Below are 14,066 nucleotides of genomic sequence, written 5' to 3'. Positions count from 1 at the left end.
GCGTCAGCCGAACGCCGCCTCCCCCACACTATGCAGGCTGCCGGTGTGCACATGGTTCTCGAAACCGTCACCGGGACGTGCCAGTCCGAGGGTGTCGCGCAAGGTGGTGCCGGGATACTCGGTACGGAAGATGCCCTTGCGTTGCAACAGCGGGACCACATGATCGACGAATTCGGTTGCCACATCCGGAAGTTGCGCGGACATGATGTTGAAGCCGTCCGACGCTCCGGCCTGGACCCAGGTTTCGATCTGATCGGCGACCTGCTCGGGCGATCCGATCGCGGTGACATGGGTCAGACCGCCGCCCTGTCGGGCCAGAATCTGACGGACGGTGAACTTCTCCCGCCGGGCGGTGCCGATCAGCGCGGCGAAATGCCCGCCCTGCGCGCCGAGTTCACCGTCGGCCGGTACCAGGTCCCACGGCAACTCCTTGTCCAGGTCCAGCGCGTCGACCGGCACACCGATCTGCAATGCCAACGCATTGATCGCGAACTTTTCGGTGTGTTGTTCGCGGAGTTCGATCTCGCGTTGCCGCGCCTGCGCCTCGGTGGGCGCCACCAGGGTGATCAGCCCGGGCAGCACCCGGATGGTCTCCGGATCACGGCCCCAGGCCGCCGCCTGCTCACGCACGGTGTTGCGGAAGGCGATCGCCGACTCGATGGTCGGCTGCACGGTGTAGACGGCATCGGCGAACCGGGAGGCCAGCCCGATGCCATCCGGGGAGGATCCGGCCTGCACCAGGACGGGGTGGCCCTGGGGTGAACGCGGCAACGGCAGCGGGCCCGCGGTGCTGACGTACTCGCCGGTGTAATCGACAGCGCGGATCCGCTTCTCGTCGACATAGGTGCCCGACTCCCGGTCGGCGATCCAGGCGTCATCGGCCCAGCCGTCCCACAGGGCGCGGACGGCCTCGACGAACTCGTGGGCCCGCCGGTAGCGCGCGTCATGGTCGAGCCCGCGCTCGCGCCCGAAGTTGCGGGCGACATCGTCACCGTTGGTGGCGACGATGTTCCAGGCCGCGCGGCCATTCGAGATGTGGTCCAGCGTCGAGATACGTCGGGCCAGGTTGTACGCCGAGTTGTACGAGCTGGAACCGGTGGCGACCAGGCCGATGTGTTCGGTGTGCTGGGCGATCGCGGCAAAGGCGAGTGTCGGATCCAGTCCGCGGAACGGGCGGTACTCACCGCGATACCGCCACACCGGGGTGTCGGCCAGGAAGACCGCGTCGAACTTGCCACGCTCGGCGATCTTGGCGACTTCGATGTAGTGCTCCAGGCTGGAGTACTGGTGGGCATCCCCGGTGCCGGCCCGCCAGGCGCCTGGGAACACGCCACCGGGAATGAGATTGAGATTCAGGGTGATCGAGTCACGGGTGAATGCCATGTTGAGTCCTTATTTCTCGATCGGGAATCCGACGATGCTGCCCCACTCTGTCCACGATCCGTCGTAGACCCGGACGTTGTCGTAGCCGAGGACCTCCGACAGGGCGATCCAGCCCAGCGTGGATCGGTGCGACAGCCGGCAGTAGTTGACGATCAACCGGGGTTCGCGCCCGCCGACCGCGCGGCCGACCAGCTCCTGCAGTTGGTCCCGATCTTTGAGCCGGCCGTGCTCGTCGAGGAGTTCACGGAAGAACAGCGGCCTGGCCCCGGGGATCCGGCCGTGCCGTTCGGCACCGTGGTCGATCGGCGCGGTCGGCCCGCTGACCCGCTCCCCCGAGTACTCCTGCGGGGTCCGATAGTCCAGCAGCACAACATCTTCGGAACCCAGCAGGTCTCGGACACCATCGCGCCCGATCCGCAGTGCCTCATGCGCCGCGGTGGGCTGCGGCACCGATAGCGGTTGGTCGGCCGGCACCCGGGTGACGGCCAGATCTGCCGCAGTCGGGGCACCGATGGCCTTCCACGCCTCCAGCCCGCCGTCCAGATAGGCCACATCGTCATAACCACGAACCCGCAGTGTCCACAGCACGTAGGCGGCGAACTGTGTGGGTTCGCCGGCAAGGACGATCCTCGATCCGCTGCCGGCACCGAGGTCGAACAGGCGTCGGGACAGTTCGGCGCCGTCGGCGAGCTCGCGTTCCAGCGGATGCCAAGCGAGGTCCTTCCAGAACACGGCCCGGGCACCGGGGATCAACGGCCCCTCGGGGCGTGTCGCGTGCACCTCGATGACCACCAGGCCGGGATCGGCCAGATCGTCGACGATCTCCTCGGCGGATACCACTCCGCGGGTGATGATGGGCATGAAGTTCCTTTGTGACAGTTCTTGTGTGGCACACAAATTCGGGAGGACCACATTGAATGTCACAATCGGCTGGAGTGTCCATATTTTGAATACGGTGAATTTATTGATGCTCTGCGCAGGGCACGTCGACTAACTTTCTTGTCCGAGCTGCACGAAAACCGCTGCAAGACAATGCCGACGAAGCGCCGATTGGGCAGTGAATATGTACTGACACATAATTGTCGGATTCGGCTGACGGAGGAGATCGCATGGGCAATCAGGCCCGGACCGCGCACCTGATCGCACCCGCAGAGTTGTTGGCGGTGCGTTCGGAGGTGGTGGTGCTCGATGTGCGGCAGGCCACCGCCACCGACAGCCCGGACCTTGCGGCCTACCGGGCCGGTCACATCCCGGACGCCTCATTCGTCGATCTCGATGCCGACCTGGCCGGAGTCAGCACCGGGACCAACGGCAGGCGCCCGCTTCCGGGGCCGGAGGAGTTTCAGAAGTCGGTGCGGCGTTGGGGAATCGACACCGACACACCGGTGGTCGTCTATGGAGCCACCCGGTCACCGGCATCCGCGCGCGCCTGGTGGTTGCTGCGATGGGCGGGTGTGCAGTCCGTGCGACTGCTCGACGGTGGATGGGACGGCTGGCTGGACCACGGTGGGGACCTACAGACCGGTGAACCCGCCGACACCCGGTCGGAGTCGGAGTTCGTGATCAAGCCGGGTAACCTGCCGGTCGTGACGATCGCCGCGGTACCGGATTTCGCGGCGCGTGGACTGTTGCTCGACGCCCGACCGGCCGCCAAGTTCTCCCACCCGACAGATACCGGCGCCGGGCACATTCCCGGTGCGCACAGCCTGCCGGTCGCCGGATTCTTCGACGAGGCCGGATACCTTCTCCCCGACGCCACGCTGCGGGAGAGGCTGGCCGGTGCCGGCGTCGGTGCGGGTGATGAGCCGGCCGCCTACTGCGGGACTGGGGTTGCCGCGGCTCTCGAGGTGTTCGTGCTCGCCCTGCTGGGTGTCCGGGCCCATCTGTACGTCGGGTCGGCGTCGGAGTGGACGGCGGACCCCGCGCGCGTGCTGCAGCGGTGAGGGGCCGTACCCGGGGCGGCACCGCGATCCTGCTGGACCTGTCACCATTCCGCGAGAGCCGCGCATTCGGCCGGCTCTGGATCGGCAATGCGCTCGGCAGCGTCGGGCAGGAGATGACCGTCGTGACGGTCGCCCTGCAGGTGTACGCGATCACCTCGTCGACGTTCGCGGTCGCACTGATCGCCGGGATCGCGCTCGGACCGCTGGTGGTGATGGGGCTCTACGGCGGCAGCCTGGCCGACCGATTCGACCGTCGCCGGGTCGCGATGGTGGCCTCGGTGATCTCCTGGCTGGCGATCATCGCGCTGGCCGTGCACGCCGCACTGGGGGGCACCTCACTGTGGGTGCTGTACCTGGCTGCCACCGTCAACTCGGTGGCGGCCACCGTCGGTGGGATCACCCGGCGCGCCATCATTCCCCGGTTGCTGCCCAGGGAGTTGTTGCCCGCTGCCGGCGCCCTCAACGGCATCAACATGGGTCTGATGGCCACCGTCGGCCCGCTGCTCGGGGCCGCCGCGGTCGGGGCCGGTGGGTTTCACCTCGCCTACGGGGTGGACGTCCTGCTGCACACCGCGGCGTTCCTCGGTGTCTGGTCGCTGCCCACGTTGCGTCCGACGGTGACGCCCGAGGCCGGCGCCTGGCGGGCCGTCCGGGAAGGACTGAGCTATCTGCGCCGGGCCGCCAATATCCGGTTCGCGCTCACCGTCGACCTGGTGGCGATGGCGCTGGCCCAACCACGGGTGCTGTTCCCGGCGCTGGGAGCGGTGACGCTCGGTGGCGGGGTGACCACCGTCGGTGTGCTGTCGGCGGCGACGGCGGCCGGCGCGATGATCGCCTCGCTGTTCTCCGGATGGACCGGGTCGGTGCGACGCCAGGGCGTGGCGATCCTGGTGGTGTCCTACGTCTACGCCGGGGCCGTCGTGGTGGCCGGGCTGATCCTGCTCGCGGCCACCGTCTGGCATGCCGATGTGGAGGTCAACGTCGTGGCGATCGCGGCACTCACGGCTACGTTGGCGGTTGGTGGCGCGGCGGACGGGATTTCGGCCATCTTCCGTGGTGCGATCCTGCAGGCCGCCGTCCCGGATCAACTGCGCGGCCGGGTGCAGAGCATCTTCAGCATCATCGTGACCGGTGGGCCGCGGGTCGGCGATGTGGTCACCGGGGCGGTCGCCAGCATGTTGGCGATCTGGAGTCCACTGGTCGCCGGTGGCGCGATCATGCTGGTGCTCATCTGGCTGCTGGCGCGGCGCTCGCCGAGCTTCGCGCGCTACCACGCCGGGCATCCGGAGCCCTGAATCAGGGCATCTCCGGCTGGATCGCGTTGCGTGCCCCCAGGGTTCGTCCCTTACCCCAGCCCAGGGCACGGCGATAGGACCCCAGCAGGTCGGTCTCGACGACGTGGGTGAGATCTTTCAGCGGTGACCCGTCGGGGACAGGATCCAGCAGTGGGGCCACGAACAGCGCATCCGTCGGGCAGTAGGCCTCGCACTGGAAGCAGGTCTGGCAGCTGTCCTGCCGGGCGATCACCGGGATACCGTCGGCACCGCGGTCGAAGACGCGGGTCGGGCAGACGTCGATGCATTTGTCACAGCCGATGCAGCGTTCGGTCGCGACGATCTCGATCATGCGGCGCGCATCCTCGCCGAAAGCCACTGCGGCTCGGGGAGGCTCCACAGTTGGTCGAGGCCGGCGGTCAGTAGCCGATACTGTTGTGCGGCATCGTTTTCGGTGTGGTCGAAGCGCCGGTGCATGCCGCGGCTCTCGGTGCGCTGCAGGGCAGCGTGGTACATCCATCTGCTGTGTGCCAGCATCGCGGCCGCCTCCCGCGCCCGCAGCCGGTCGGCACCGGGTTCGGGCCGGTCGGTGCTGATCTGCGCCCACAGATCGTCGAGCGCATCGAGTGCCGGGCCGAGCCGGTCGGCGTGGCGTAGGTAGTTGATCTCGTACGGCAGCACCTGATCACGGACCTCGTGCGCGATCCTCTGGTGGTCTTCCGCGCCCGGGCGGCCGACCACCGTCAGCGCGCCTGTCGGACGCCCTCGGTTCTGCGCGAACAGCGCGGCTCCCCTGCCGGCCCAGCCGCCCGAGCAGGCGGCCCAGGCGGCGTTGTGGCTGCCCCCACCGGTCCACGCTCCTGCGATCAGCTCACGGGTCGCCGTGTCCCCGGCGGCGTACAGACCCGGAACATCGGTGGCACAGTCGGTTCCGGCGATACGAACACCACCGGTGCCGCGGATGGTGCCCTCGGTGACCAGCGTGATCTCGAACCGCTCGGTGAATGGGTCGATGCCCAGGCGGTCGAAGGTGAGGAAGAAGTTCGGCTGAGCGGTGCGCATCATGGCCTGTTCGGCCGGTGTGGCACGGTCGATGCTCGCGAGCACCGGCTCGGTGAGCAGTGTGGAGGCGATCAGGGTGCGGTCCTTGGAGCGTGGAACGTCGAAGACCGAACCGTCGGCGTGATAGAAGGTCGCCCAGTTGTAGAAGGCATTCTTGGTGACCCCGGTGCCCTTGGGCGCGATGGCGTAGGCGTTGGAGAATTCCATGCCCGAGAGCACCGCCCCGGCCTCCACAGCCATCAAGGCGCCGTCACCGGTATCGACGTCGCAGCCAAGGGTTTTCGACCGGAATGCGCAGCCGCCGGTGGCCAGGACGACGGCGGCGGCCACGATCTGCAGTTCGTCCCCGGTGCGCCGGTCCACGACGACGGCACCCGATACCGCACCGTCGGCGTCGGCGAGCAACTGCAGTGCGGGGGTGTGATCCAGGATGCGCACCCCGAGCCGCTGCACCCGCAGCCGCTGCCGGCGCATGTACTCCGGGCCCTGCAGGTCGTCCATGATGGGTGTGCCGTCGGCAGCGGTCGGGAAGGGATAGCGCTGGATTCGCGCGATCTCGTGCATCAGGTCATAGGTCTCGTCGAGCACCCGTGACATCCAGCTAGGTTCGGTCAATCCCGCACCGACCTTCTCGCGGGCCGCGATGGCGTCCGCACGCCCGTCCTCGGGCACGAACCACACCCCGGTGCCTGCCGAGGCCGTCGCACCGCTGGTTCCGGTGTAACCCTTGTCCGCCAACACCACATCAGCTCCGGCTTCGGCGGCCCGGATCGCCGCCCAGGTGCCGGCGGGGCCGCCACCGACCACCAGGACGTCGGGCGTCAGACAGCCGGGGTCGCTGGAGGTGCTCACCCGCGTGGATTGTGCCGACCGAGGCTGTGCATCACCAGATATCCGCTCACCGGGATTCTTGGTGACCGAGCCCCAGGAGTTCGGCAAGCTGCGCTGCCGAGTACTCGCCCGGCGGCCGGCCGGATACCGCGGCCTCGCGGGCCAGCCGGGCCAGCGCGGCGTTCAGCGGGGCGGTGCCGCCGTGCCGGTGCACGATCTGGACGATCTCGCCGTTGGCCCATTGGATCACGCGCAACCGATGTGTCACCTCAGTTGCCCTGCCCCGCAGCTTCACGTGCCTGGCGTGCCTCATACCGGTCGACAAGTTCCCGGAAGCCGAGTCGGTCGTACTGCGGTATCGGCTGGATCCCCCAGATGTCGCGGGCGGTGTCCTTGCCTTCGGCGCCCTCGGGCGGGCCGAGCGGCGGGTACGGGTACTTGCACTCCAGCGTGTCATCGGAGTAGCGGACCTTGAGCAGTTCACTGCAGATCTGGGTGAGGCTCAAGGTCGGGTACCCGTAGTAGACCGCCATGAACGGCAGGGTGAAGGCACCCTCGAGAACCAGCGCGACCAGGCAGACCAGCACGGCCCGCTTGATGTACTTGTGCATGCGTGCGTAGTACGGCGTGGTGCCCGGGGGCAGGTCGTCGATCTCGGCTTCGGTTGTCTGGGTCACGGCGGCACTCCTTCAGTCCGTGAAGATTTCGCGGTTCACGGTGTGTAGGTAGGGGATGGCAAGGAACGGGGTGATGTAGAAGATGTCGTACAGCCACCACCCGATGACGGGGAAGATGGTGCCCGCGAACCGGACGTCGGCGTACATCGTCATGTTGAACACGTAGACACACCAGATGAGGACGCCCATCCAGCAGGTCACGATCATCCACTGATGGCCCCAGCGCTTCATCTGGAGAAAGCCGATGGCGGCGGCGCAACGCATGGCGAAGACGGTGATGATCATGCCGAACACCATGGCCTTCTCGCCGGTGCCTGCGGCTCCACCCACCCAGAGTTCGTTGTAGTGCCAGAAGTAGCCGGCGTCGAACATGTGTCCCCAGCCGACCATCAGCACGCGGTTGATCAGCGTGTGGTTGGCGACCAGGTCCAGTGCCCAGCCGAGGCTGTTGAGCATCCCGTCGATCAGCACGAGATACCCGATGAGGGTGACGATCATGGGGCGCACCGAAAGCCCGGCACGCTGTGCCTGTCGCTGCAGCCACACCCCGCGCATGAAGATCGGGAAGCCGATGAGTCCGGGCGCCCACATTCCCATCAGGGCCGCGCCGACGATCATCCACTTGTCGGCCCGTCGTTGGGCCAGCCGGGACTGCTCGTGGTGGTCCTCGAGGCCGACCGCACCGCCGACCGCCAGGCTCACAGGTACCACCAGCCCCGTTCGAAGGACATGTAGAGCTGGATGAGGAACATGATGAGCAGATAGCCGTAGATGGCGATCTGGAACACGATCAGTGCCCACTTACGCTTCTTCTCTTTCTGATCGACCACGCGAATTCCCTTCCTAGTGTCTGTCTTCGGTGAGCAGCCCGGCTGCTGCGATCTCACGGAGGCCGTCGCTGATGGCTCCGTCGGTGCTCAGCGGTGCGAGGATGCAGGCCTGTGCGGCATCGAGTTCGCCGGCACCGGCGGCGATCAGTTGACCGGCAGTCACCAGCACGCGGGTCGACGGTGGCTCGAAGTGAAAGGCCTCGTCCGCGCTGCGGATCGCGATGGCACTCTGGACCAACCGATGCGCCACCGCCGGGTCGATCCCGGTTTCGGCGACCACCGCCGCGGCTTCCCGGTCGGGCGGCAGATAGTTCATCGACAGGGTGACGAACCGCTGCCGGAACGACGGTTTGAGCTCCTTGAGTGAGCTGCGGTACGCCGGGTTGTAGGAACACACCAGCATGAATTCATCCGGTGCTGTGACTGTCTCGTCGGCGCGGTCCAGGTACAGGGTGCGGCGGTGGTCGGTCAGCGAGTGCAGGATGGCCAGCGAATCGTGCCGTGCCTCGACCACCTCGTCGAGATAGCAGATCGCCCCGGACTTCACCGCCCGCGTCAGCGGGCCGTCGGTCCAGATGACATCGCCGCCGGTCACCATGAACCGGCCGACCAGATCGGAACTGGTCAGATCGTCGTGGCAGCTGATCGTGACGACGGGGCGTCCGAGCAGCGCCCCCATATGCTCGACGAATCGGGTCTTGCCGCACCCGGTGGGCCCGGTGAGCATCACCGGGATACGGCGGGTGAACGCCTGCTCGAAGAGTTCGACTTCGTTGCCGTTCGCGAAGTAGGTGGTCACGCCGCAACCAACTCCCGATGCACATGTGCCAGCACTCTGGGCAACTCCTCGACTCGTCGGATTCGTTGGGATCGTTTGGGTCCGAACACTTCCGGAAGCGGATCAACCCGGGCGGGGCCGACACCGACGTAGTACACCGACACACCGGCGTCGGCGGCCTCGTCGACGGCATGCGCGGTGTCCGCCCAGGCGTAGCGGCCCTCGTAGCCTTCGTCGGAGATCATCCCGTCGCCGATGATGATCAGCAGGCGGCGCTCCGAAGGCTGGGCGAGCAACCGGCTGGTGAGGTGGCGGATGGGCGCTCCGAGTCGGGTGTAGCCCCCGGTGGCCAACCCCAGCCCGCTGGGCGGGACGAAGCGGCGCTCCGGAAAGTCCTTGAGGCAACGTACTTCCACCCGGTGTCGGGTGTTCCCGGTGAAGACGAAGATGCCGTGCCGCTCGCGGGCATGGGTCATCGCCCACGACAGCGCGTCAGCGCAGGCGAGTTCGAGCCGGAACACCCGGCCGCCGTGGACGCCGAGCGAGGAACTGCCGTCCAACAGCAGTGCCGTGCTGACATCGCGGTCGGTGGCCTGCAATTCGCGGAACATCCTGGGTTGCGGCGCTTCGCCGGTACGCAGGTCCACGAAGTGGCGGACGTAGGACTCGATGTCCAGGTCGGAGCCATCCTCCAACCGGTTGACCATCGCACGATGGGTGCTCTCCTGGAACCACTTCCGCAGGTCGGCCGAGTTCGTGGTGGCAGCTCCGATGCGGCGGTCGCGGGCCAGTTCGAGGACGGCGACATGGTCGGCGAGGAACTGCTCGGTCCACTCGTTCCACTCCGGGTACGGGATACCGGGACGATGCTGCGGGGTGACATCCATATCGTTGTCCTGCGGCCGACTCGGCGGTGGCAGGTTCGGGTTGCGGACACCGCCGTCCCCGCCGACGGGGACCGAGTAGGGCCGCGGCATCCGCTTCTGCGTGGTCGTCCAGGGCATCCGGCCGAACTGCCGACGCAGTTTGTCGGTCAGGCCTGCGGCATCGGTGAACACTGCGGGCAGGCCGCCCAACAGCGGATCGATGTGGATCGGCGCCGGTCGACCCGCAAGGTCGATCGCGTGGCCGATCATGCTGTGCGCGTTCGTGTTCGGATCGGCCGGGCGCAAATCAGGTAATAGCCGTGCGAATTCCGGCATCAGGCCCGGCCAACGGGCGGCAACCCAGCCGAGTGCGACACCGGCCTCGATCAACGCCAGTGCACACAGTTCCCGCTCGGACAGCTCGTTGAGGCGGTACTCGCCGATCCTGTCCTTGGATATCGAACATTGCAGTGCGATACCGCATGTCAGCGAGCGGCGCGTCCACGATCCATCGGTTCCCGGATACGGGACGTGGACGAAGCCCCGGGAATAGCTGAGACCGAACCGGCGATGAGGCCCGGTGACCAACCGCGCGCCCTGACGGTGCTGCGCGCTGAGCGCGACGGCGGTCAGCGCGCAGCTGCGTTCGAGCGCCATCGCCGAAGCGTCCTGCAGGTCCACCATTGTGCGGGGCCGGCGTTCAGAACGTTCCGATGTTGGAGAACATCCAGTACCAGAACCAGATCACCAAACCGGTGCCACCCCACGCCGCGACATAGCGCAGCACTTCCCAGACGTAGTCCACGTTAGCTTTCTACTTCAATTTAATGACTTGAGTCAATGAAATCTTTGGCGCGACCAGACACAGAAATACAGATTTCGGCCCCTTGGCCGCAGTTTTGCGTCTGCTCGCGCGCGGTGGGGAGCAGTTCAGTCGGTGAAGATCTCGCGGTTCACCGTGTGCAGATACGGGATCGCCAGGAAGGGGGTGATGTAGAAGATGTCGTACAGCCACCACCCCACGACCGGGAAGATGGTGCCGGCGAACCGGACGTCGGCATACATCGTCATGTTGAACACGTACAGCACCCAGATGACCACGCCCATCCAGCAGGTCACGATCATCCACTGCTGCCCCCAGCGCTTCATCTGCAGGAAGCCGATCCCCGCCGCGATGCGCATGGTGAAGACGGTGAGGATCATCCCCACCTCCATCGCTTTCTCGCCGGGACCTGCGGCTCCGCCCACCCAGAGTTCGTTGAAGTGCCAGAAGTAGCCGGCATCGAACATGTGCCCCCAGCCGTTGAGCAGCACCCGGGCCAGCAGTGTGTGACTGCCGACCAGGTCCAGCGCCCACCCGACGGTGTTGATCGCGGCATCGATGATGACCAGGTAACCGAGCAGCGTGACCATCATCGGCCGGACCGACAGACCGTTCTGCTGGGCCCGGCGCAGCAGCCACACCCCGCGCAGGAACAGCGGCAGTCCGAAGATGCCGAGCGCCGCGGTGCCGATCAACAGACTGCCACTGATCAACCACTTGTCGGCCTGGCGCTGGGCCAGCCGCGACTCCTCCATGTGCTCGTCGAGATTCAGTCCACTACGGGTCGCCGAACCGGCCGCCGGTCGCATGTTCACTGACTCTAGTCATAGAAATCGGCGGCGATCAATACCGGTTATGCCGGTCAGGACGCAATGCTGCGCAACGATCGCTTCACCAGATCCTCGAGCAGACCGCGGCGCATCGGGTCATTCGTGGTGATCGCCAGGGCATACAGACCCAGCAGGAAGAACACCGCACTGTTCATCGGTTCCACATCGGCGGCGATCTCACCACGTTCGCTCGCCTGCTCCAACCGTTGCGCCAACAGCAGCACCAGCGAGTGATCCCCGCCGTCCTCCGACGGCGGGCGGGTCTGCGAGAAATGCAGTGCGAGAAAGTCTTTGAACAACAGGTCGCCGAGCCTGCGCTCCAGGCCCAGGACCAACCGGACGGCCTCGGTGAGCGCAGCCTCCAGATCGTGGCCCTTGTCCAGGAACCGGCCGAACTGCTTGGCCATCCGATCCTCTTCGCGCTTCTCCAACTCCAGCAACACATGTTCCTTGGTGGGGAAATGGAAGAAGAAGGTGCCGTGCGCGACACCCGCGGCGGCGACGATCGCCGCGACATCGGCCTCGGCCATCCCCGAGCGTTTGAACTCGGCAACCGCCGCTCCCAACAACCGCTCTCGGGTCTGCAGGCGCTTGGCCTCGCGTGCGGAGAGCTTGTTCGCCGTCCCGGTCACCGCTGCCATATCCACTCCGTCTGCTCTGCCACCACAAGATCGACAATATCCTGGGCATGTTTGGCTACCGGCCGAGCGGGAATGCCGAATCTCATGAGCAACACCGCGCCCCTTTCCGACAAGAAGGTCGCCATCCTCGCCACCGACGGGGTCGAGCGTCTCGAACTCATCGAACCGCGCGACGCGCTGGACAAGGCCGGCGCCGTGGTCACTCTGCTGTCACTGCAGGATGGCGATATCGACGCCCGTGACCACGACCTGGAGCCATCGGGCAGCTATACCGTGGACCGTCTGGTCAAGGACGCGAAAGCCGACGAGTTCGATGGCCTTGTCATACCCGGGGGCACCGTCAATGCGGACAAACTGCGCTCGGACGAGAACGCTGTGGCTTTCGTACGCGCGTTCGTCGAATCGGGCAAGCCGGTCGGAGTGATCTGCCACGGGCCGTGGACGCTGGTCGAGGCCGGCGTCGCCAAGGGCCGCACCCTGACGTCATACCCAAGCCTGCGCACCGACCTGCGCAATGCCGGGGCCATCGTGGTCGACGAAGAGGTCGTCGTCGACGGCAACCTGATCACCAGTCGCTCCCCCGACGACCTGCCCGCGTTCAACGCAGCCGTCATCGACGCGATCGCGAAAGCTCCAGTGACGCAGTGTTGATAGCGCACGTACCTGGCTTCAGCCGAAACGGCCCTGCCCTGGCTTCGGCGGAAGCCAGGTACGCCCACGCGCCGAATTTCGTACCCAGGTTCAGCCGAAACAGCCTTCACCCGGTTTCGACTGAAGCCACGTCCGATCAAGGGCCGCACGTCGTGCGGGATCAGGCGTTCCACGCCCAGGTAGATCAAGCGTTCCACGCCCAGGTAGATCAGGCGTTCCACGCCCAGGTAGATCAGGCGTTCCACGCCGCGGCGAAGAATTCCAACTCCAGTCGCATCGCCCGACGGTAGGCGCTGCGTACCGCGGGGGTGTCGGCCGCGTGTTGGTCCAGCAGACGCTCCAGCAGGGCGGCGACCTCTTCGAAGCCGGGATCAGCGTAGGTCAGGACCCATTTCGCGTAGGGACCTGCAGAACTCGCGTTGAGGGTCGATCCGATATGCGCGTACAGCCGCATGCACGGTGTCATCGCGGCACAGATCACGCCGATCTCCCCGGTGGCGGCGGTGGCCAACAGGAACTCGGTGTACGCCAGCGTGGCCGCGGCCGGTTGCACACCGGCCATGTCGATCCCCCACTCGGCGGCGTACGACGCGTGCAGGCCAAGCTCGTCGCGCACGCCGGCCAGCAGGTCGGCAAAGGTCAGCAAGGTCGCGGTGTCGGTGCTGCGCACCAGCGCCAAAGCGTAGGCGCGGGCGAAGGATTCGAGATAATACGCATCCTGGGCGACGTACCCGGCGAACAATGCCGTATCCAGCGACCCGTCACCGATACCACGCACGAAGGCGTTGTCCATTACGTCGGCGACGATATCGGCGTTCTCCGACCACAACTGGGCTGACAGTGTCATGCGGATACCTCGCAGGCTCGGCTTCCGCATGCTGCGCTGTCGATTCGCTCGCAAGCTTCGCTCATGCGGCCTCCTCCCACGCCATGTTCCAGAAGGCGACCTCCAACCGGAGCACGTCATCGACCAGCGCCGCGTGCGCATCGGGTGCGGCAAGCTTCTCCAGCCCGGCGACGTATTCACCGAACTCCGGGACCGTCCAATGCTCGATGAACTCGCCAAAGGGCGACGTTGCCGATTTCGCAGATGTCCAGCCCAGCAGGTAAACCCGCTCGATGACCCAGAGTGCGGTGACGGCCGCGTCGAAGGGTTCGGCATCGAGGCGCTGCAGCAGTTCGCGGTAGGCCAAGGTCGTCGGCAGCGCCGCCGCATCCCTGTCGATGCCGCGGTTGACCACGTGCCCGTCGAACCAGTCCAACTCGGCGACCAGGGCCGCGCAGCCGCCGGCCAGCACGCCTTGGGCCGGTCGCGGTGCGCGCGCCAGCAGCCGGGCCTGGAACGTCAGCAGGTCCGCGACGAACAGCGCGTCCTGCGACAGCCACCGGTCGAAGGCGGCGTCGGCGATGGTGCCGTCGCGCACCGCGTCGAGGAACGGATGTCGAGTGGCGGCCGTCCACAGATCATCTGACACAC

17 protein-coding genes are annotated in these 14,066 nt (G+C 66.5%); 3 read left to right on the top strand and 14 right to left on the bottom strand.

Annotated elements, in window-relative coordinates; translation table 11 throughout:
- Window positions 1-3: 3 nt before the first annotated feature.
- Entirely contained in the window at window positions 4-1,383 is a 1,380-nt protein-coding gene (locus tag ACLBYA_RS06575) for an NtaA/DmoA family FMN-dependent monooxygenase (RefSeq protein ID WP_447708544.1), read from the bottom strand.
- Window positions 1,384-1,392: 9 nt separating this feature from the next.
- Window positions 1,393-2,244 (bottom strand): sulfurtransferase, encoded by an 852-nt coding sequence (locus ACLBYA_RS06570; RefSeq protein WP_447708543.1) that lies wholly within the window; start codon window positions 2,242-2,244, stop codon window positions 1,393-1,395.
- 248 nt (window positions 2,245-2,492) lie between these two features.
- Here ACLBYA_RS06570 and ACLBYA_RS06565 point away from each other — a divergent pair, with 248 nt between their 5' ends.
- Both ACLBYA_RS06565 and ACLBYA_RS06560 read left to right on the top strand, forming a co-directional pair.
- Window positions 2,493-3,326 carry a sulfurtransferase gene (locus ACLBYA_RS06565; protein ID WP_447708542.1) on the top strand — a complete coding sequence of 278 codons (834 nt, stop codon included), beginning with the start codon at window positions 2,493-2,495 and terminating at the stop codon, window positions 3,324-3,326.
- Window positions 3,323-4,621: an MFS transporter gene (locus ACLBYA_RS06560; RefSeq protein WP_447708541.1), complete on the top strand. Its 1,299-nt coding sequence runs from the start codon at window positions 3,323-3,325 to the stop codon at window positions 4,619-4,621. The genes ACLBYA_RS06565 and ACLBYA_RS06560 overlap by 4 nt, the downstream gene beginning before the upstream one ends.
- A 1-nt stretch (window position 4,622) precedes the next feature.
- Here the strand turns inward: ACLBYA_RS06560 and ACLBYA_RS06555 are convergent, their stop codons facing one another.
- From ACLBYA_RS06555 to ACLBYA_RS06510, 10 genes are all read right to left on the bottom strand, one after another.
- Entirely contained in the window at window positions 4,623-4,952 is a 330-nt protein-coding gene (locus tag ACLBYA_RS06555) for a 4Fe-4S binding protein (protein WP_447708540.1), read from the bottom strand.
- Window positions 4,949-6,514 (bottom strand): FAD-dependent oxidoreductase, encoded by a 1,566-nt coding sequence (locus ACLBYA_RS06550; RefSeq protein WP_447708539.1) that lies wholly within the window; start codon window positions 6,512-6,514, stop codon window positions 4,949-4,951. The genes ACLBYA_RS06555 and ACLBYA_RS06550 overlap by 4 nt, the downstream gene beginning before the upstream one ends.
- 46 nt (window positions 6,515-6,560) lie before the next feature.
- Complete coding sequence (locus ACLBYA_RS06545) at window positions 6,561-6,749, bottom strand: hypothetical protein (RefSeq protein WP_447708538.1); 189 nt, start codon at window positions 6,747-6,749, stop codon at window positions 6,561-6,563.
- A 13-nt stretch (window positions 6,750-6,762) separates the two neighbouring features.
- A complete protein-coding gene (locus ACLBYA_RS06540) occupies window positions 6,763-7,170 on the bottom strand; it encodes a hypothetical protein (RefSeq protein WP_447708537.1) in 408 nt (135 codons plus the stop codon).
- Window positions 7,171-7,182: 12 nt separating this feature from the next.
- Complete coding sequence (locus ACLBYA_RS06535) at window positions 7,183-7,872, bottom strand: hypothetical protein (protein WP_447708536.1); 690 nt, start codon at window positions 7,870-7,872, stop codon at window positions 7,183-7,185.
- Window positions 7,869-8,000, bottom strand: coding sequence for a hypothetical protein (locus ACLBYA_RS06530; protein ID WP_447708535.1), 132 nt, complete (start codon window positions 7,998-8,000; stop codon window positions 7,869-7,871). Before ACLBYA_RS06530 ends, ACLBYA_RS06535 begins: the two co-directional genes overlap by 4 nt.
- Window positions 8,001-8,013: 13 nt before the next feature.
- Window positions 8,014-8,799, bottom strand: coding sequence for an AAA family ATPase (locus tag ACLBYA_RS06525; protein WP_447708534.1), 786 nt, complete (start codon window positions 8,797-8,799; stop codon window positions 8,014-8,016).
- Window positions 8,796-10,328 (bottom strand): MorD protein, encoded by a 1,533-nt coding sequence (locus ACLBYA_RS06520; RefSeq protein WP_447708533.1) that lies wholly within the window; start codon window positions 10,326-10,328, stop codon window positions 8,796-8,798. Before ACLBYA_RS06520 ends, ACLBYA_RS06525 begins: the two co-directional genes overlap by 4 nt.
- A 246-nt stretch (window positions 10,329-10,574) precedes the next feature.
- Complete coding sequence (locus ACLBYA_RS06515) at window positions 10,575-11,276, bottom strand: hypothetical protein (protein ID WP_447708532.1); 702 nt, start codon at window positions 11,274-11,276, stop codon at window positions 10,575-10,577.
- 53 nt (window positions 11,277-11,329) lie between these two features.
- Complete coding sequence (locus ACLBYA_RS06510; protein ID WP_447708531.1) at window positions 11,330-11,938, bottom strand: TetR family transcriptional regulator; 609 nt, start codon at window positions 11,936-11,938, stop codon at window positions 11,330-11,332.
- Between the two features lie 84 nt (window positions 11,939-12,022).
- Between ACLBYA_RS06510 and ACLBYA_RS06505 the strand changes: the two genes are divergently transcribed.
- Window positions 12,023-12,589, top strand: a complete 567-nt coding sequence (locus ACLBYA_RS06505; protein WP_447708530.1) for a type 1 glutamine amidotransferase domain-containing protein — start codon at window positions 12,023-12,025, stop codon at window positions 12,587-12,589.
- Between the two features lie 232 nt (window positions 12,590-12,821).
- Here ACLBYA_RS06505 and ACLBYA_RS06500 read toward each other — a convergent pair whose 3' ends face one another.
- Complete coding sequence (locus ACLBYA_RS06500) at window positions 12,822-13,436, bottom strand: TenA family protein (RefSeq protein WP_447708529.1); 615 nt, start codon at window positions 13,434-13,436, stop codon at window positions 12,822-12,824.
- Window positions 13,437-13,497: 61 nt separating this feature from the next.
- Window positions 13,498-14,064, bottom strand: coding sequence for a thiaminase II/PqqC family protein (locus ACLBYA_RS06495; protein ID WP_447708528.1), 567 nt, complete (start codon window positions 14,062-14,064; stop codon window positions 13,498-13,500).
- Window positions 14,065-14,066 lie beyond the last annotated feature (2 nt).

The organism is Mycobacterium sp. C31M (genome assembly GCF_053345865.1).
The sequence above is the reverse complement of the archived record's forward strand: the minus strand, read 5'-3'. Positions and strand labels throughout refer to the sequence as shown.